The 17,635-nt window shown below is 50.6% G+C and carries 19 protein-coding genes; 9 read left to right on the plus strand and 10 right to left on the minus strand.

Annotated features, from left to right (window positions below; genetic code table 11):
- Position 1: 1 nt before the first annotated feature.
- The 4 genes from CWE06_RS08105 to lpxC all read left to right on the plus strand — a co-directional run bounded on the left by CWE06_RS08105 (position 2) and on the right by lpxC (position 4,506).
- Positions 2 to 775 carry a cell division protein FtsQ/DivIB gene (locus CWE06_RS08105; RefSeq protein WP_126792970.1) on the plus strand — a complete coding sequence of 258 codons (774 nt, stop codon included), beginning with the start codon at positions 2 to 4 and terminating at the stop codon, positions 773 to 775.
- Positions 776 to 820: 45 nt separating this feature from the next.
- A complete protein-coding gene (gene ftsA / locus CWE06_RS08110) occupies positions 821 to 2,029 on the plus strand; it encodes a cell division protein FtsA (protein WP_241972522.1) in 1,209 nt (402 codons plus the stop codon).
- A 71-nt stretch (positions 2,030 to 2,100) separates the two neighbouring features.
- Positions 2,101 to 3,273 (plus strand): cell division protein FtsZ, encoded by a 1,173-nt coding sequence (ftsZ, locus tag CWE06_RS08115; protein ID WP_126792972.1) that lies wholly within the window; start codon positions 2,101 to 2,103, stop codon positions 3,271 to 3,273.
- 318 nt (positions 3,274 to 3,591) lie between these two features.
- On the plus strand, positions 3,592 to 4,506 hold the full coding sequence (gene lpxC, locus CWE06_RS08120; protein WP_126792974.1) for a UDP-3-O-acyl-N-acetylglucosamine deacetylase: 915 nt from the start codon (positions 3,592 to 3,594) through the stop codon (positions 4,504 to 4,506).
- A gap of 105 nt (positions 4,507 to 4,611) precedes the next feature.
- On the opposite strand, the gene CWE06_RS12640 is transcribed toward lpxC, so the two are convergent.
- Positions 4,612 to 4,917 carry a DciA family protein gene (locus CWE06_RS12640; RefSeq protein ID WP_126792976.1) on the minus strand — a complete coding sequence of 102 codons (306 nt, stop codon included), beginning with the start codon at positions 4,915 to 4,917 and terminating at the stop codon, positions 4,612 to 4,614.
- A gap of 27 nt (positions 4,918 to 4,944) precedes the next feature.
- Here CWE06_RS12640 and CWE06_RS08130 point away from each other — a divergent pair, with 27 nt between their 5' ends.
- The 3 genes from CWE06_RS08130 (at position 4,945) to CWE06_RS08140 (ending at position 9,101) form a co-directional block, all read left to right on the plus strand.
- Positions 4,945 to 5,874: a M23 family metallopeptidase gene (locus CWE06_RS08130; RefSeq protein ID WP_126792978.1), complete on the plus strand. Its 930-nt coding sequence runs from the start codon at positions 4,945 to 4,947 to the stop codon at positions 5,872 to 5,874.
- An 87-nt stretch (positions 5,875 to 5,961) separates the two neighbouring features.
- Entirely contained in the window at positions 5,962 to 8,694 is a 2,733-nt protein-coding gene (secA, locus tag CWE06_RS08135) for a preprotein translocase subunit SecA (RefSeq protein WP_126792980.1), read from the plus strand.
- Between the two features lie 2 nt (positions 8,695 to 8,696).
- Entirely contained in the window at positions 8,697 to 9,101 is a 405-nt protein-coding gene (locus tag CWE06_RS08140) for an NUDIX domain-containing protein (protein ID WP_126792981.1), read from the plus strand.
- 31 nt (positions 9,102 to 9,132) lie between these two features.
- On the opposite strand, the gene yacG is transcribed toward CWE06_RS08140, so the two are convergent.
- The 9 genes from yacG to CWE06_RS08185 form a co-directional block, all read right to left on the minus strand.
- On the minus strand, positions 9,133 to 9,333 hold the full coding sequence (yacG, locus tag CWE06_RS08145; RefSeq protein ID WP_420808527.1) for a DNA gyrase inhibitor YacG: 201 nt from the start codon (positions 9,331 to 9,333) through the stop codon (positions 9,133 to 9,135).
- A 30-nt stretch (positions 9,334 to 9,363) separates the two neighbouring features.
- On the minus strand, positions 9,364 to 10,113 hold the full coding sequence (zapD, locus tag CWE06_RS08150; RefSeq protein WP_126792983.1) for a cell division protein ZapD: 750 nt from the start codon (positions 10,111 to 10,113) through the stop codon (positions 9,364 to 9,366).
- 42 nt (positions 10,114 to 10,155) lie between these two features.
- On the minus strand, positions 10,156 to 10,791 hold the full coding sequence (gene coaE, locus CWE06_RS08155) for a dephospho-CoA kinase (protein WP_126792985.1): 636 nt from the start codon (positions 10,789 to 10,791) through the stop codon (positions 10,156 to 10,158).
- Positions 10,788 to 11,729, minus strand: a complete 942-nt coding sequence (locus CWE06_RS08160; RefSeq protein ID WP_126792987.1) for a prepilin peptidase — start codon at positions 11,727 to 11,729, stop codon at positions 10,788 to 10,790. The genes coaE and CWE06_RS08160 overlap by 4 nt, the downstream gene beginning before the upstream one ends.
- Positions 11,730 to 11,759: 30 nt before the next feature.
- Positions 11,760 to 12,956 (minus strand): type II secretion system F family protein, encoded by a 1,197-nt coding sequence (locus CWE06_RS08165; protein ID WP_126792989.1) that lies wholly within the window; start codon positions 12,954 to 12,956, stop codon positions 11,760 to 11,762.
- Positions 12,949 to 13,962, minus strand: a complete 1,014-nt coding sequence (locus CWE06_RS08170) for a GspE/PulE family protein (protein ID WP_126792991.1) — start codon at positions 13,960 to 13,962, stop codon at positions 12,949 to 12,951. The genes CWE06_RS08165 and CWE06_RS08170 overlap by 8 nt, the downstream gene beginning before the upstream one ends.
- 14 nt (positions 13,963 to 13,976) lie before the next feature.
- On the minus strand, positions 13,977 to 14,459 hold the full coding sequence (locus CWE06_RS12605; RefSeq protein WP_126792993.1) for a pilin: 483 nt from the start codon (positions 14,457 to 14,459) through the stop codon (positions 13,977 to 13,979).
- A 157-nt stretch (positions 14,460 to 14,616) separates the two neighbouring features.
- Entirely contained in the window at positions 14,617 to 15,504 is an 888-nt protein-coding gene (nadC, locus tag CWE06_RS08180) for a carboxylating nicotinate-nucleotide diphosphorylase (protein WP_126792995.1), read from the minus strand.
- A 29-nt stretch (positions 15,505 to 15,533) separates the two neighbouring features.
- Positions 15,534 to 16,049 carry a retropepsin-like aspartic protease family protein gene (locus tag CWE06_RS08185; RefSeq protein WP_126792997.1) on the minus strand — a complete coding sequence of 172 codons (516 nt, stop codon included), beginning with the start codon at positions 16,047 to 16,049 and terminating at the stop codon, positions 15,534 to 15,536.
- A gap of 83 nt (positions 16,050 to 16,132) precedes the next feature.
- Between CWE06_RS08185 and ampD the strand changes: the two genes are divergently transcribed.
- On the plus strand, positions 16,133 to 16,747 hold the full coding sequence (gene ampD / locus CWE06_RS08190; RefSeq protein ID WP_126792999.1) for a 1,6-anhydro-N-acetylmuramyl-L-alanine amidase AmpD: 615 nt from the start codon (positions 16,133 to 16,135) through the stop codon (positions 16,745 to 16,747).
- Positions 16,748 to 16,837: 90 nt separating this feature from the next.
- A complete protein-coding gene (gene ampE, locus CWE06_RS08195) occupies positions 16,838 to 17,632 on the plus strand; it encodes a regulatory signaling modulator protein AmpE (protein WP_126793001.1) in 795 nt (264 codons plus the stop codon).
- Positions 17,633 to 17,635: the final 3 nt, after the last annotated feature.

A 17,635-nucleotide genomic window follows, 5' to 3' on the forward strand; every position in this document is an offset into this window, starting at 1 on the left:
TGTGACGGACAACACAAAGAAGCAGGACGAGCAAACGGCGGCAGATGCCGACCGGCAAGCACAATGGCAGTCCATGATTGGGTTTGTGTTGTTCTTGGTGATTGTAAGCGGATTGCTGGTTGGTGGTTATGCATTGGTGGAAAAGTTGACCGATGCAGAAGAAACCCCACTCACCGGCGTAATTATTCAAGGCGAGCGGCAGTTCATTACCGAGGATGACGTTCGCACAGCGATTTTGGCTGGTGAAGTGGGTAGTTTTTTCACCGCTGATGTCGATGATATTCGGTTGCGTTTAGAAGCGATACCTTGGGTGTATTCAGCTTCGGTACGCAAAGAGTGGCCACAGCGGCTGCGGATTTACTTGGTTGAACAGCAAGCGTTCGCGATTTGGAATCAGCAGCAGTTAATGAACCACCAAGGGCAGTTGTTTGCGGCTGAGATCACCGAAGAGGTGGCCGATTTGCCCAAGTTAGCCGGGCCGGAAGACGCTGAACAGGAAGTATTAAATCAGTTTCGGCGCATTAGCGAAGTTCTGCGGGTGTACGACAGCCGGTTAGTGAAGTTAGAACTTAGTGAGCGGTTTGCCGTCAGCGCATGGCTTGAGAACGGCATTGAATTAAGGCTCGGACGCGAAGCGCGGCTGGAGCGAGTACAACGATTTATGGATTTATATCCGCTAATTGCAGCGGAAGAACCGGACAAAACGATTGCTTATGCAGATTTACGTTACGACACCGGTATCGCAATAGGCTGGAAAGACAACCAAAACAATTAACTAGAAAGTGAGACAGCAGTGATTGCAAAGAGTGAAACAGACAACATGATCGTCAGCCTGGATGTCGGCACTAGTCAGGTGACTGCGCTGATTGGCGAAATTTTGCCAGACGGTGACATAAACGTTATTGGTGTTGGTGTCACCGCTGCTCGCGGCATGGATAAAGGTGGTGTCAACGACCTCAACCTCGTGGTGCAGTCGATTCAACGGGCGGTTAACGAAGCTGAATTGATGGCGGACTGCCGTGTGTCAGCGGTGTACTTAAACATTAGTGGTCGCCACATTAGCTGTCAGAACGAGAATGGCATGGTGCCAATTAACGACGCCGAAGTGACTCAGGACGACGTTGATAGCGTGATTCACGCCGCTAAGTCAGTGCCGGTTGCGCAAGAGCGCCGTATTTTGCACGTGCTACCTCAAGAGTTTGTGATTGATTCACAAGAAAGCATTAAAAGCCCAGTCGGCATGTCGGGCGTGCGGATGGAAGCGCGGGTGCACATGATCACCTGTGCCAATGACATGGCACGCAATATTGTCAAAGCGGTGGAGCGCTGCGACTTGAAAGTTGAGCGCTTGGTGTTCTCGGCGCTGGCTTCAAGCCTTGCGGTACTGACCGAAGATGAGAAAGAGCTTGGCGTTGCACTCGTCGATATGGGCGCAGGCACCATCGACATTAGTATTTTTGCTGGCGGTGTCTTGCGTCATACCGCGGTTATTCCAGTGGCGGGTAATCAGGTAACGAATGACATCGCGAAGATTTTCCGCACGCCATTAAGCCATGCGGAAGAGATTAAAGTGCAATATGCCTGCGCTTTGCGACAAATGGTTAGCATGGAAGACAACATCGAAGTGCCTTCGGTCGGTGGTCGTCCGGCGCGTTCGATGTCGCGCCATACCTTGGCGGAAGTTGTTGAACCGCGTTATCAGGAACTTTTTGAGCTGGTACGGGATCAGATCTACGGCAGCGGTTTAGAAGAACAAATTGCAGCGGGTGTCGTCTTAACCGGTGGAACAGCAAAAATGGAAGGCGCTATTGAATTCGCCGAAGAGATTTTTCAAATGCCAGTGCGGTTGGGAACACCGATTGGCATTCAAGGGTTGAGTGACTATGTCAGCGACCCGACCTATGCCACGAGCATTGGCTTGTTGCGTTTCGGTCAGTTAGACCTGAACGAGCAGCAAGAAGAACGACAACGAAGTCAAAAACCACACTGGATTCAGCGCATTCAAAGCTGGTTCCGGGGTGAATTTTAGAAAAAAGTAATAAGATTTTGATTTTTATGGGGTAACAACGGAAAATACGGGTAAGTGGAGAGGTAACTATTATGCAAACGTTTGAAGTTATGGATAATTTTGAAGCAGACGCAGTGATCAAGGTCATTGGCGTAGGCGGAGGCGGCGGCAACGCCGTTCAACACATGGTTGCGCAGTCAATTGAAGGGGTTAAATTCCTTGCTGCCAACACCGATGCACAAGCATTACGTAAGCATGATGCCGACGTGCTCATTCAACTGGGCAACGAAATCACCAAAGGTTTAGGTGCTGGCGCTAACCCAGAAGTGGGTCGCATTGCAGCGGAAGAAAATCGTGAAGAAATCGCTCGGCAGTTAGAAGGCGCAGACATGATTTTCATTGCCGCCGGTATGGGTGGTGGTACCGGTACCGGTGCCGCACCAGTTGTTGCTGAAATTGCCAAAGAACTTGGCATTTTGACCATTGCGGTGGTGACCAAGCCATTCCCATTCGAAGGCAAAAAGCGTATGGCTGCCGCCGAAGAAGGGATTGCACAGCTGGCACAACACGTTGACTCATTGATTACCATTCCCAATGAAAAACTGTTGAAAGTACTGGGTAAAGGCACATCACTGTTGGACGCGTTTGGCGCGGCAAACAATGTGTTACTTGGCGCAGTGCAAGGTATTGCTGAGCTAATCACTCGTCAGGGTCTGATTAACGTCGACTTTGCTGACGTGCAAGCGGTTATGCGTGAAATGGGTACCGCCATGATGGGTACCGGTGTCGCAAGTGGCCCAGATCGCGCGCAAGAAGCAGCGCAAATGGCGATTAATAGCCCATTGTTAGAAGACATCGACTTGTCAGGTGCACGTGGCGTGTTGGTTAACGTTACCGCGGGCATGGACATGGGTATCGATGAATTCGAAACGGTTGGTAGCGTGATTCGCTCGTTCGCTTCAGAGAATGCAACGGTGATTGTGGGTACGGTTATCGATATGGAAATGTCGGACGAAATGCGGGTGACCGTCGTTGCAACGGGTATTGGTGCCGAGCGAAAGCCGGATATCTCGTTAGTGGACAAGAAGCCTGACTTAGTCGCGCCGAGCCGTCCAACAACGAGCCCAAGCTATGGTCGTCAAGCCACAGCGCCAAAATTCGAAGAAGAAGTCGATTTCGAGTTAGAAGAGCGGCCAGTGACGCGCAAGCAAGCGGAACCAGATATTCTGGATATTCCTGCATTCTTGCGACGCCAAGCTGACTAAGGCGCTGACGCTCAAGTTTGGCTAGCGGCAGCCGAGTTGTAGCTCGGCGCCTGCGGCTGACTTGACTGAGACGCTTTTGGCTGACTTAACTGAGGCGTCTGTGACTGACTTAACTGAGGCGTCTGTGACTGACTGAACTGATCAGTCCAGTTATTGACGATAGTATTAGCAATTGCTATAATTCGCCCCCATTTACCCGTGGGCTAGTGGCAACGAAAACGGAATGGTTTTCGTACTAGTCGGGGGCAAATAAAGAATTTATGGGCCTGACAGAAGGAATCTGCGGGCGAAAGTAAATACGCTGAGGGAGGATTCAGTATGGTTAAGCAACGTACAATCAAGCAGATGATAGCAACCACTGGTGTGGGCTTGCACAAAGGCAACAAGGTAAACTTGGTGCTGCGTCCTGCTGCGCCGGATACCGGTATTGTATTTCGTCGCACCGATTTGAATCCAATGGTTGAAATCAAAGCTTCTCCTGAGCTAGTGAAAGACACGCGCATGTGTACTTGTCTGATTAACGACGACAATATTCGCATTTCGACGGTCGAACACTTGCTTGCAGCGGTGGCAGGTATGGGTATCGACAACTTGTATGTCGAAGTGGACTCGCACGAAATCCCAATTATGGATGGCAGTTCGCACCCGTTTATTTACTTGCTGCAGTCAGCTGGCATTCAAGAGCAGGGGAAAGCCAAGCGCTTCATTAAAGTGAAGCAGCCTATTCGTGTCGAAGAAGGTGATAAATGGGCCGAACTGTTACCCCACGACGGCTTTAAAATCGACTTCGCCATCGATTTCGACCACCCAGCAATTGCTGATACCAATCAAGTGGTGTCAATGGACTTCAGCAGCCAATCGTTTATTCGCGACATTAGTCGCGCCCGGACGTTTGGTTTTATGAAAGACATTGAATACTTGCGCGCCAATAATTTAGCGCTCGGTGGTGGTTTCGACAACGCCGTGGTGCTTGACGAATTCCGCGTCTTAAATAGCGACGGTTTACGTTACGACGACGAGTTTGTGAAACACAAAATCCTCGACGCAGTCGGCGATTTGTATATGGCTGGGCATAGTATTCTTGGCCATTTACGCGCATTCAAGTCAGGACATGCGCTGAACAACAAGCTTTTGGTTGCGCTGATGCAACACCAAGAGGCTTGGGAGTTCGCCACGTTCGAAGAGCAAAGTGCAGAGGCACCCATTAGTTACCTCAGCCCTGTACTGGCTTAAGACCAGCAAAGGCCGCTAATTGACTAGCGGCCTTTTTGCGTTAAATCGGACAGAAAAGTTGCGCATTCTGTCGAACAGGCTTATTTTAGACGTTGAGATTCGGTGCTACTGCAAGGACGGCTTAACTTTTATCTCTAAACTACGCAGCGTAGTTTTAGTAGCCGCTTGAAAAATTTGAATAATTTTAGGTTGTAGTAACCGAACACGAGTGGCCCAAGCGCCGCTCCGAACATAGACAATTAGGGTTTGCCCTTGAATGGCTAAGCAGCGCGAGTTGACAGCTAGATCAGCAGGCACTGCTTCGCACCACAAATTTTGTAAGTTAACTTGGCGATGATGTTGCTCATTGAGTTGGGCCAGCGGTCCTTTTTGTAGCAGGACTTGGACACTCTTGGGTGGTCGCTTTAGCATAATTTAATTTAGTTACTCGGAACGTACATGAGTTTAGCAATCGAATATCAAGGTAAAAAAGTACGCTTTAAACTGCAGATAAGCAAGCGGCGCATGCTTTCTTTTGCTGGGATTGCGGCGTTTTTATCGCTGGCCATTGTACAGCCATGGCAGGGACTGTCATTTGATGCGTTAGTGAATCAAGAACGTGTGCAGCAAGAGCAGCGCAACCTAGCCATGCAGTCGGAGTTAGTGCAAGACGTGCGGGAACGGACGCAGCGCGAGCTTACCGCAATGGCAATGAAAGTGGGTGAACTGCAAGCGCAAATCATGCGTTTAGAAGCCCTCGGTCAGCGACTCGTTGCCGAAGCGCAACTCGAGCACAGCGACTTCGATTTTAGTTCACCGTTACCGATTGGTGGTCCCGACCAACCATTGCCGGAATGGCCATTGTTAAGTGATCATCCATTGCTGTCGGAACTTGATGGCATTTTGGAAAAATTAGAAATTCGCCAAAAACAGCTTCGCCTCCTTGAAAGTGTCATGCTTCATCACCATATCGAAGAAGAGCGGTTCGTTGCCGGTCGTCCGATCAATGAAGGCTGGTTGTCTTCTCAGTTTGGTGTCCGTCGTGACCCATTTAATGGCAACCCAACCATGCATCGCGGTATTGACTTTGCCGCACCGGAAGGCACGCCAATCCATGCCACGGGTGCTGGTATTGTGACGTTTGCAGGCGCCCGCTCAGGCTATGGTAATTTAATTGAAATTGACCACGGTGCAGGTTTACGCACTCGTTATGGTCACATGAAATCGATCGACGTGCGGGTTGGAGATGTCGTGACACGAGGGCAAGTAATTGCTAGTGTCGGTAACCTCGGACGCTCAACTGGCCCGCACGTGCATTATGAAGTGCTTGAAAACGGTCGCCAAGTGAATCCGTCTAAGTATGTGTTTCGCGAAGCACCTGGCGAATAATCACGGTGAGTCGTAAATACCGGCACCGTAGCGGTGCCGTTTATTTTTCCGTCAGCAGAATTTTTTGGTACAGGAATTAGTAAAAACATGTTTGGTAGTCTCTTTAAACGAATGTTTGGTAGTCGGAACGATCGTATTATTCGTGCAGCCCGGAAGCGTGTTGATCAAATTAACGCCCTAGAAGCCGAATACGAGCAGTTAAGTGATGAACAATTACAAGCGAAAACAGCTGAGTTTAAAGAGCGTTTAGCGAACGGGGAGACTATTGACGACCTCCTTGTTGAAGCGTTTGCAGTTGCGCGTGAAGCGAGTAAGCGAATTTTTGAAATGCGCCCGTTCGACGTGCAGTTGATTGGTGGCATGATCCTCAATGAACACCGTATCTCGGAAATGCGTACGGGTGAAGGTAAAACCTTAACGGCAACCCTGCCGGCTTACCTGAACGCCTTAACTGGCCGTGGCGTGCACATTATTACCGTGAACGACTACCTAGCTCGTCGTGATGCCGACTGGAGCCGTCCGTTCTTTGAGTTCTTAGGCATGAAAGTCGGCATTAACGTTGCTGGCATGCACCCGAAAGAAAAGAAAGAAAACTACGCCTGTGACATCCTGTACGGTACAAACAATGAGTTTGGTTTCGACTACTTGCGCGACAACATGGCGTTTACGCCTGAAGATCGCGTTCAACGTGACCTGCACTATGCAATTGTGGACGAGGTCGACTCGATCCTAATTGACGAAGCACGGACACCATTGATTATTTCAGGTCCAGCGGAAGACTCGTCAGAGCTGTACATGCGTATCAACACGCTGGTGCCGCAACTGATTCGCCAAGCCCATGAAGATGGTAAAGGTGAAGAAGGCGCTGAACTAGGCGATTACACCATTGATGAGAAAGCGCGTCAGTTGTATTTAACTGAACATGGTCAAGAGCATATTGAAGCAATTCTGAAAGAGAATGGCTTGCTTGACGAAGACGCCTCGCTGTACTCGCCGGCGAATATTTCTTTGCTGCACCATGTGAACGCGGCCTTGCGCGCGCATCATTTATTCCATCGGGACGTTGACTACATTGTCAAAGATGATCAGATCGTCATTGTTGACGAACATACGGGTCGGACAATGGAAGGCCGCCGTTGGTCAGAAGGCTTGCACCAAGCGGTAGAAGCCAAAGAAGGCGTGCCAATTCAAAACGAAAACCAAACGTTAGCGTCAATTACCTTCCAGAACTACTTCCGTTTATACGAGAAGCTAGCAGGTATGACCGGTACGGCCGACACTGAAGCATTCGAGTTCCAATCAATTTACGGTCTTGAAACGGTCGTGGTTCCAACCAACAAGCCAATGGTTCGGGACGATATGCCAGACTTAATCTTCTTAACCGCTGCAGAAAAATACAAAGCGATTATTGAAGATATTCGTGAGCAGCGTGACGCTGGCCGACCGGTGTTGGTCGGTACCAGCTCAATCGAGAGCTCAGAACTTGTGTCTAAGTTGCTGAAGAAAGAGAAAATTAAGCACCAAGTTTTGAACGCTAAATTCCATGCTCAAGAAGCACAGATTATTGCCCAAGCAGGTCAAGCTGGCTCGGTCACCATTGCCACCAACATGGCCGGTCGTGGTACCGATATTATGCTCGGTGGTAACTGGCAAACTGAAATCGCCGATTTAGAAAACCCAACGGAAGAGCAAATTAAGAAGATTCGCGAAGACTGGAAGAAACGTCACGCCGAAGTAATCGCCGCTGGTGGTTTGCATATCGTCGGTACCGAGCGTCATGAGTCACGCCGAATCGACAACCAGTTACGTGGTCGTGCGGGTCGTCAGGGTGACCCGGGTTCGTCACGTTTCTATTTGTCACTCGAAGACTCACTCATGCGTATTTTCGCCTCGGACCGCATGGCGGCAATGATGAAGCGCCTTGGTATGAAAGAAGGCGAAGCGATTGAGCATCCTTGGGTTACCAAAGCAATTGAGAACGCGCAACGTAAGGTTGAAGGTCGTAACTTCGATATTCGTAAGCAATTACTTGAGTATGATGATGTTGCCAACGACCAACGGAAAGTGGTTTACGAGCAGCGGAATGACCTGCTTGACGGCAAAGACATTAAAGACACCATTGCGGTAATTCGTGAAGACGTGATTAATCGCGTAATCGACGAGTACATTCCACCTCAGTCACTGGAAGAAATGTGGAACATCGAAGGGCTTGAAGATCGTCTGCGCGCTGACTTCGACTTACATTTGCCAATCCAGCAATGGTTAGACTCAGACGACAAACTGTTTGAAGAAATTCTCCGTGAACGCATTGTTGAAGAAGCGGTGAAAGCGTACGGCGAGAAAGAACAACAAGTGGGCGAGCAAGTTCTGCGTCATTTTGAAAAAGCAGTCATGCTGCAAAGCCTTGACCAACATTGGAAAGAGCACTTAGCGGCGATGGATCATCTGCGTCAAGGGATTCACTTGCGCGGTTATGCCAACAAAAACCCGAAACAAGAATATAAGCGTGAAGCCTATGACTTGTTTATGGATATGCTGGAAGCGCTGAAGGTCGATGTCATTAGCATTCTAAGTAAAGTGCGGGTGCGGGCCGAAGAAGATGTTGAGGAAATGGAAGCTCAGCGTCGTCAGAAAGACTCAGCTCCGAAGCAGTATCAGCACGAGAGTGCGCCTTCAGCCACAGGCGCGGCACCAGCCGGTGTTGGCGCTGGTGCAAGTGGACAGCCGTTGGTGCGTGATGGCGAAAAAGTCGGTCGAAACGACCCATGCCCATGCGGTTCGGGCAAAAAGTACAAGCACTGCCACGGTAAGCTCGCTTAAGTATGTCGGCAGTTAATCCAGTACATGTCGCCGTGGGTGTTATCACCCGCGGCGATTGCGTTTTAGTGAGTCGCCGTGCTGACCATCAGCACCAAGGTGGTTTGTGGGAATTTCCCGGTGGTAAGGTTGAAGCGCACGAAGATGTGCGCACAGCGTTGGCACGTGAGCTGAAAGAAGAGCTGAACGTCACAGTTGAAAGCGCAGAACCCATGTTGGAAGTTGTGCATGACTACGGTGATAAAGCTGTGCGCCTCGATATCTGGCATGTCGCTATGCACACGGGTGAGATTCGCGCCAACGAGGGACAACCTTGGCAATGGGTCGATGCCGAACAACTGCAAACCTTAGAGTTCCCAGCGGCCAACGAACCGATTGTGGCCGCTACGGTGGCGCTTTTAGTTGGTTAACGATTCGCTCGTTAAACGGCATAGCCAAAAATCAATAATTCTCTTCATGTTCATTGGCGGTGGGTGGTAATGGCTCACCGGCAATACGTTTCTCTTCAGCTGCCCACTCACCGAGATCGATCAGCTTACAGCGCTCACTACAAAAAGGTTTAAACTTCGCTTCAGGTGTCCACGCGACAGGCTTGTCGCAGGTTGGACATTGGACGGTCATGGGGGACTGACGACTAGACACACAAACCTCTACTCGGGTAAAACGGGTGAATTAATTAGTGCAGCGGGCGAGGGCAAAGACCACAGTGTCTTGATACGGCACGCGTTCCTGACTGTCCGCTTGCATAAAACGAATATTATAGCGCTGACGATGGCCGCTAATCAGTGGATACACCGCATACTCATTCGGCACGCGTAAGCGCAGCAGTGCAAGTTTATCAGCATTCGCTTGCCAACTGCCATTTTCCGCCTCAAGTTGTTCAAAACTACCTTGTTCGCGTAACATTTTCAGTTCCATCGCTAAAGCGTCGTGTAAAACCGTAAGTTGTTCAAGCCAGGCATTGGCGTCGGCTTGGCGCTGTGCGGTGTCTTGCTGCAACCAGAACTGCAAGTCAGGCAATTCGTGGTGGCATTGACCGCCCATCAGACCCATGCGTTGGCGAACGTTGGCTAACATGCGATGTTCACGCAATGCGTAGCCAAATTTGTGGCCTTCGCAAAGCGCTTGTAATAGCTTGCGTAACTCTTGATGCACTTCTTGTAAGCGATGCTGATTCACCGCAGGGTGATTAAAGTAGGCCATTAGACGCCCTTCACGGCGTTCTAGATCTTTGATCAGATCGGCACGCGTGTCGGTGCGGTCGAGTAAGTCGAGTAGGTTAAACAGACCACCAAAAAATAACGGGTAGGAGGTTGCGTCAATAGCTGTCGCAGCGCTTTTAATTTGCCGCAACAAAGCTTCTATACGCAGATAGACGCGAATTTTTTCTTCAAGCGGGTGCTCGTAGGTTTTAAAGTCCATGATCCGTTGTTCTTAATGTGCACTCAGCGTCATGATACCGACTCACGCAGATAAGGCAATCCTTAAGTAATATTCGTGCAAGCGATCGATTTTTTCTTGGAGGTCGCGAACACTGCCACTGTTATCAACGATATCGTCAGCTTTCGCAACGCGCTGTTCGCGATTGAGTTGTGAGGCCAAAATAGCATTGACTTGCTCACTGCTGACTTGGTCGCGCGCTTGCGTACGCTCGCGCTGCACCGATTCGGCAACATCAATGACTAATACACGCTGGCAATATTGCTCGAGTCCATTCTCAAGCAGCAAGGGGGCTGACAGAATGACATACGGTGACGTGGCGGCTTGCAGCTGTTGCAGCATTTCGCTGCGAATTGCCGGATGCATGAGTTGGTTGAGCCAAGCTTTGGCCTCAGGATCCGCAAAAATGATCTGACGGAGCTCGGCGCGATTGAGACTGCCATCCTGCGTCAACACGCGTGGACCAAACTGTTTAGCGATTTTGGCAAGCACATCCGAGCCCGGTGCAACGACTTGGCGAGCTACTTCATCGGCGTCAACGACCACAATGCCATGCGCGGCAAATCGCTCTGTTGCGGTACTTTTGCCTGACCCGATACCGCCGGTGACGCCCAGTATCCAAGGTTCTTTCTTTGTTTGCGATTGAGTGGGTGTGCTCATCCGAGGGCGATGCTCCAGTACCAACGATAAATGGGTTCACTGAAATACAGGCTGATGCCTCCGGCAATGGCTAAAAATGGCCCGAATGGCATGGGTTGGCTGCTGCTACTGTTGCGCTGTAGTATTTGGCCAATGCCATACACCGCACCGACAACCGACGAGAGTAAAATAATCAGCGGTAGATGTTGCCAACCGAGCCAAGCACCCAGTGCGGCAAGCAATTTAAAATCGCCGTAGCCCATACCCTCTTTACCGGTAAATATCTTGAACAACCAAAAGACCGACCATAAGAATAAGTAGCCGGCGGTGGCACCGATAATTGCGTCTTGTGGGCTAACCGGTAACCAGAAAATACTACCGATTAATCCGAACCAGAGCAGCGGTAAGGTGAGTTGATCGGGTAGCAACATATGGTCGCGGTCGATCAAGGTTAGAATGAGCAACACGTAAATAAATAGCGCGTAACTCCAACCGAGTGCGTTGAACCCGAATGTATAAATGGTGACTGCGGTGAGAGCTGCCGTGAATAGCTCGACTAACGGATAACGAATTGAGATTGAGGTGTTGCAGCTACGACAGCGCCCACGCAGCAGCGCATAACTGAGCAACGGCACATTATCGTACCAACGAATTGGTGTTTGGCATGTGGGGCATTGTGAAGCGGGCTGGGCAAGGTTGAAGGTTTGTGGTTCGCTTTTTGCCGATGCGTCCTTGTTTGCCTTGGCGCTCTTGGTTTCAGCGCCGGTTGACTCTGATCCCGCCAGCTCAGCCCCAGTTAGCTCAGCCCCAGTTAGCTCAGCGCAGTCGCGCCGCCATTGGGCTTGCATCATCACCGGCAAGCGCGCGATGACAACGTTAGCAAAACTACCAAAACACAAGCCAATCAACAGCGCGAATACCCAACCGAACCAGGGCCAGACTTGGAGAATTTCTGTCACACGAGAATCCTTTTTATAAGTTATGCGCCATTATACTGCGACAGCACCAGCAAGTTGAAATAAGGGTAGATAAATTGCCAATAAAATCAACATGACGATTAAACTTACCACAGATAATGCACAAGCGGGAATGACGGTATGCAGGCGTTGGGCAAATTGTTCGACACTGTAGCCAAGCTCTTGGGTGGCAATTCGCAATTGTTCAAGTAACTGACCACTTTCTTCGCCAATCGCAATGGCAGCAAGCAGAAGTTCCGGCGCCAGGGTCGACTGCCAGCTGAGAGACCATGGTCGGCCTTGTTGTAATTGCTGACGTGCATGTTGCCATTGTTGGCGCCAATAGCTACTTGCGCTGTACTGCGCTTGTAAGTCACACAATTGCACGAGGTTCATTTGGCTCTGCAAGCCCAATTGCACCATGACCAAGTCATCATAGAGATGGCGTTCACACCACCAACGGCCAAGACCAGGAAGACGATAGCAGACCTCTTGCCATCGGGAGCGTTGCCGCAGTAGGCGTTTTAAGACGTGTGCCCCTATCGCTAAACTACCTAATATAAGCAAAGGCACTCCAACCATCAGCGACCACGGCATGGCGCTCCATTGGATAACCAGCGCTGTCAGCGGGGGTAAAGCACGGTCCATATCGGCGTAGATAGTGGCAAAGCGCGGTACCAGTAGCTGCAACATCAGCACTAACATAAGAAAAGCTAAACCCAGCACCATCAGCGGATAGCGCATGGCTTGTTGTAATTGGCGTTGGCGTGCAAGTTGAACACTGAGGGTTGCGGCTAAGTGCCCGAGAACCGAACCGAGCTGCCCACTTTGTTCACCACTTTCTATCCAAGGGATCAGCCAACTTGGAAAGACTCGGGGTAATTGTCGCATGGCTGCACTAATGCTTTGCCCTTGTTGGATACCGCTAATAATGTGCTGACAACCGCTAGCGAGGCGCTGATTTCTGCTGCGGTCACGGAGCAATTGCCAACATTTTTGTTGATCAAAACCGACTGTGGTTAATGTTCGCCATTGCTGAATGAGTTGAATCCAATCGGCGGTGCGCAACTGCCAACGGTTGGGTAAACGTTGGCACGACTGTAACAAGGTTTGATGCTGCAATAGCTCGATTTTTAGATGTTTGGGGTTGAGTGCTGCGCAGACACCGTGCATGTGGTGGCGCTCGGGATGTAACCCCCGCCACTTATACCACACGAGTCTGCTAGCCATGCTTGCGCACCATCACATGCTCACGTACAAGACTGGGTTGCGTACTCACTTCTTTATTGCGACACAAAGCAGCTAAGTTAGGCCAAAAGTCGTCTTGCTGATGTGCGAGCAAGGTATTAATCAGCTGCGTTTGCCGCGGCAGTAATTGAAAGCGTGCTTGTCGTCGTTCGCCATGGGTTTCGAGTTGTTGGCAACTGAGCATCAGCAAACAGGCGGCTAACTGATAGTAGTCGACACCGAGCTGTTGTAAACGCACAAATGCACTGAGTGCATTGCTGGCGTGCAAAGTCGCTAATACCAAGTGTCCGGTTTGCGCGGCTTGGCAGGCGATTTGGGCAGTTTCGGCATCACGGATTTCGCCAATCATGATGACATCGGGATCTTGGCGTAGTAAAGCTCTGAGAATCTTCGCAAAATCGAGTGACTGAGCATGATTGACGGGCACTTGGTTGATGCCAGTCAGTGCCATTTCAACCGGATCCTCAACGGTGACGATATTCTTTTGCTCGCCGGTAATGGCTTGCAACAATGCATACAGCGTGCGGGTTTTACCACTGCCGGTGGCGCCAGTAACCAGAATCAAGCCATGTTCGGCTTGGCTGGCTGCGCGCATGGCGGCAAGTTGGGATGGCAGTAAGCCGAGCTCGTCGAGTGGTAAATTGCCCGCGGCTAACACTTGCACGCGAATCACCAGCTTTTCCCCATGCAGTGTGGCAACTGTATTCAAGCGGCAATCAACCTGCACCGCTTCGTCAAACACAGCAAAATCAAAACGACCATCTTGCGGGCGCACGCGCTCGGTGGTGTCGAGTCCAGCAGCTGATTTCATTGCAGCGATGAGTCGTCGGCCTTCATCGACACTGATGCTGTCGAGTTGGTGCATCTGACCGAGTCTTCGTGCTCGCCAACGGTAACCATCTTGCTGCGCTTCGAGATGTAAGTCCGAACACTGATTCAGGGCGTGTTGCGCTATAAACTGCCCGAGGGTTTCAGGTAACTGGTGCATGGTTGTACTCCTGTTTATAACGCACTACTGCAATGCGGAATCCGCATTGTGCCGCTGTCGCTATAGTCGGAGCAGGCGAGTTGCCAATGTAATTGGGTGGCTGTGGTACTTGGCCGTAATTCAATCCGCACCGGCGTTCCCGCTTGGCTGACGACTTCTAGTTCTGCGGCAATGGAACCGGCTTGGGTACCGGCAGCGAGGCTAGCAATACCGCTTGGCAACGGCGTCGTCACCGCCGGAATACCGCGCTGACCAAACTGACTACAGGGCGACAAGGTCCCCTGCATTTGCCAACACAAATTAATCGCGGTTTGCCATGGTTGCAGGCCCATGAGTGCGGCACCGGCTTTGGCACGCTGGTTGTAGTCAGAATAAGCGGGAACTGCAAACGAGGTGAGAATAGCGAGTATGGCAACCACGACCATTAATTCGATGAGGTTAAAACCACGAATGAAACCGCTAAATTGCGGTGCGTTGAGTAAGGGTAAACGAGGCATGTGCCGATTCCTTTTGGCGATGAAATTAAGGCCTTCATCAATAGCAAAGGAACCGACAGGTGAAAAGCAAACGACCGCGAATTCAGCGATCGTCTAGCGTTTTTTCAGCACGTGTTTCTTCGTACGTGTTTAAAGCAATGTGTATCGAGTAACGTGTTCAAAGTAAAGTAGTGATGCGCATCGACAAGTCGAGTGCTTGGACATGTTTGGTCAAGGCGCCCGAGGAAATATAGTCGACACCACAACGGGCATAGTCGGCGAGTTTTTCAGGGGTAATGTTGCCCGACACTTCCAGTTTTGCACGCCCAGCGGTCAGTGCAACAGCCGTGGCAATATCGTCCATTGAGAAGTTATCGAGCATAATCACGTCGGCACCAGCAGCTAAGGCCTGTTCGAGCTCGGCAAGTGACTCCGTTTCAACTTCAACCCAACGGCCAGGGAAATTCGCTCGTGCGGTTGCAACGGCAGCAGCAATACTCCCACAGGCAGCAATGTGATTTTCTTTAATTAAAAAGGCGTCGGCCAAGCCGATGCGATGATTGCTACCACCACCACAGCGGACGGCGTATTTTTGCGCTAGGCGTAAACCTGGAATCGTTTTGCGGGTGTCGAGCAACTCGGTGTTGCTGCCGGCTAAGTGCTTCACTGCGTTGGCAACCACGGTGGCAGTGGCTGACAAGGTTTGCAGGAAGTTCATGGCGGTGCGTTCACCGGTTAGTAAGGCTCGCGCCGGACCACGCAAATGGCAGAGCACTTGATCGGGCTCGACGCTATCGCCATCGGCTACGAACCAGTCAATGCTCACTGCACCATAAGTTGGGTGATTAAGTTGCTGAAACACTTCGTTAACCCATGCAACGCCACAAATAACGCCTGCTTCCCGAGTAATTAAACGGGCTTCGGCTTGCGCTTCAGCAGGAATCAGGCTGGCGGTAATATCGTGGTCAGCATCAGCAACGCCGCCGAGGTCTTCAACAAGTGCAGCATGCACCTGTTCGCTTAAGGTGCGTTCGAGTTCTGCTTGGTAGGGTACTTCAATGGTCATGGAATTATCGTTCCTTGGCGTCCGTGGGCTTACTGACGAATGGTGAGAACACCATCGCGCTGGGTAAATTCGAGCGACCGCAGCGCACTCATGCCGAGTAATATGTGCTCGCTGTCATAATCCGGCACAATGGTTGCGGCAACATTATACAACCGAATGTCACCAAGTTGCAGCTCGGCAATTTCAGTTCGATAGGCGGTGGCAATTCCGCTAGCAGTGCGAACTTGCACCGCGGGTCCTGGCTCAACGCCAAGTAAATTAGCCATGCGCCCGGGAATGGCGACCTGAGTCGCGCCGGTATCGAGTAAAAAGGTCACCAGGCGACCATTAATGCGACCATTGGCAAGGTAATGGCCAGCGCGGTTTTGATCGAGCTCGACGACCGCAACTTGACCGTCATGATAACTGCGCACTTGTTGGTTGGGATTTTCTTGTTCTTCGAGGTAGCCGCTAAAAAACCAATAAAAAACAAACAACAGGAGAATCCACGCCAGCCAGTTAAACCAGCGGCCAAAGGTCTTACTTGTATCTTGGTCTGACTGCATGAGAAACGCCTCTTGCTTTACTTTTGTCGCTAAACTCGGATACTTAAGTGCATGATAAGTTACGAAACAGGCCAGCAATGCATATGCCGAAGTCTACCTTAACTGCCAAGTCAGCAGCCGCTTTTGCGATTAAACAGCACCGTTTACAGGGTGTTCGGTATTGCCCGTCGCCACACGTTGACGCGCGTCCAGACCCAAACGATATCAGTTTACTGGTGGTTCACGGTATCAGTTTGCCAGCTGGGCAGTTTGGTGGAGAGTTTATCACGGATTTATTTTTGGGCGAATTAGACTGTACTGCACATTCTGAGTTTGCACCGCTGGAAGGCTTGCGCGTATCTGCTCATTGCTTGATCCGGCGCGACGGCGAAATTATTCAGTATGTGGATTTTGATCAGCGGGCTTGGCATGCTGGGGTCTCGAGTTGGCAAGGGCGCGAGCGTTGTAATGATTTTGCGATTGGAATTGAACTTGAGGGAACCGATAACACGCCCTACACTGAATCACAGTATCAGGTTTTAGCGCAGGTGGCTGGCGCGTTAACAAAGCACTATCCGCGTCTTTCTGCTGACCGAATTGTTGGCCATGAAGATATTGCACCGGGACGCAAAACCGACCCTGGCCCAGCGTTTAATTGGGATTATTTTCGCAGTTTATTGCAACAGGAAACGCAACAAGAAGCGCAACAAGAAGATTGACGTAACGAATTGCAGTAAAGGACAGTGCATTGCGCACAAAATCGCAAGCTTGCTGGCTTGCGTCACGATTACATCGAGGATGACAGCAACATGCTAGTTTTTTCATTGTTTATTGCCTTAATTATTGAGCGTTTACGAGTAACTCCCGACGCTTGGCAGATCGACCCGCTCGCGCAGCGCTGGGACACGTGGTTACGAGAGCACGAGCAAATGCGTGACTGGCATGAACACGAATTGTTCGGACCACTCTTACTCATCGCACCGGCCATTCTATTGGCATTGTTATTGTGGTTAGCCGGTGGTGGAGTCGGTAGTGTCTTGGTAAGCGTGCTCATTCTCACCCTCGTGATTGGCTGCCGACCACAACGCAAAGCGCTGCGTGACTATTTTCTGGCCGCCGAACGTGGCGACGAAGAAGCCCTTGCTGAAGCGGCTAAAATTCTAAAATATTCGCCGCACGAAGACATGACCATTGGCCGCCAAGTGATATGGCTTAACTTCCGTTATTATTTCGCCGTGTCATTCTGGTTTGTTTTATTTGGTGCTGCTGGCGCGCTCGCTTATGGTATTTTGCGCAGTCGTGCCGAAGACTATCCGCGTCTGATGGCTTGGGTTGAGTGGTTGCCATTGCGTGTAGCTGGTTTTGCCTATTTGTTGGTTGGCCATTTCTCGCGGGCGATGCCTGCATGGCTACGGGTTCTTGGACGGGCACCAGAGCAAGCGGAATTGCAGTTAACGGAAATTGCAGTTGCTGCTGAAGACGTCAATATCAACGCCGATGACAACAAATCGGAAGCCGAGTTATTAGTGAATTTAGCTCGACGCAGCATGATTCTATTGCTTGTTGTGGTAGCGATAGCAACCTTGTTAGGTTGGGTGCGTTAATTG

Origin of the sequence: Aliidiomarina haloalkalitolerans (genome assembly GCF_003987315.1) — a bacterium.
GTDB lineage: Bacteria > Pseudomonadota > Gammaproteobacteria > Enterobacterales > Alteromonadaceae > Aliidiomarina > Aliidiomarina haloalkalitolerans.

Bases quoted from the DNA above. Each gene is read 5' to 3' on its own strand.
- zapD (WP_126792983.1), bottom strand. From the start codon at position 10,113: ATGGACTTTAAAACCTACGAGCACCCGCTTGAAGAAAAAATTCGCGTC.
- ftsZ (WP_126792972.1), top strand. From the start codon at position 2,101: ATGCAAACGTTTGAAGTTATGGATAATTTTGAAGCAGACGCAGTGATC.
- CWE06_RS12640 (WP_126792976.1), bottom strand. From the start codon at position 4,917: ATGCTAAAGCGACCACCCAAGAGTGTCCAAGTCCTGCTACAAAAAGGA.
- CWE06_RS08140 (WP_126792981.1), top strand. From the start codon at position 8,697: ATGTCGGCAGTTAATCCAGTACATGTCGCCGTGGGTGTTATCACCCGC.
- CWE06_RS08170 (WP_126792991.1), bottom strand. From the start codon at position 13,962: ATGCACCAGTTACCTGAAACCCTCGGGCAGTTTATAGCGCAACACGCC.
- ampD (WP_126792999.1), top strand. From the start codon at position 16,133: ATGCCGAAGTCTACCTTAACTGCCAAGTCAGCAGCCGCTTTTGCGATT.
- ftsA (WP_241972522.1), top strand. From the start codon at position 821: ATGATCGTCAGCCTGGATGTCGGCACTAGTCAGGTGACTGCGCTGATT.
- CWE06_RS12605 (WP_126792993.1), bottom strand. From the start codon at position 14,459: ATGCCTCGTTTACCCTTACTCAACGCACCGCAATTTAGCGGTTTCATT.
- CWE06_RS08130 (WP_126792978.1), top strand. From the start codon at position 4,945: ATGAGTTTAGCAATCGAATATCAAGGTAAAAAAGTACGCTTTAAACTG.
- nadC (WP_126792995.1), bottom strand. From the start codon at position 15,504: ATGACCATTGAAGTACCCTACCAAGCAGAACTCGAACGCACCTTAAGC.
- ampE (WP_126793001.1), top strand. From the start codon at position 16,838: ATGCTAGTTTTTTCATTGTTTATTGCCTTAATTATTGAGCGTTTACGA.
- CWE06_RS08185 (WP_126792997.1), bottom strand. From the start codon at position 16,049: ATGCAGTCAGACCAAGATACAAGTAAGACCTTTGGCCGCTGGTTTAAC.
- CWE06_RS08165 (WP_126792989.1), bottom strand. From the start codon at position 12,956: ATGGCTAGCAGACTCGTGTGGTATAAGTGGCGGGGGTTACATCCCGAG.
- secA (WP_126792980.1), top strand. From the start codon at position 5,962: ATGTTTGGTAGTCTCTTTAAACGAATGTTTGGTAGTCGGAACGATCGT.
- coaE (WP_126792985.1), bottom strand. From the start codon at position 10,791: ATGAGCACACCCACTCAATCGCAAACAAAGAAAGAACCTTGGATACTG.
- lpxC (WP_126792974.1), top strand. From the start codon at position 3,592: ATGGTTAAGCAACGTACAATCAAGCAGATGATAGCAACCACTGGTGTG.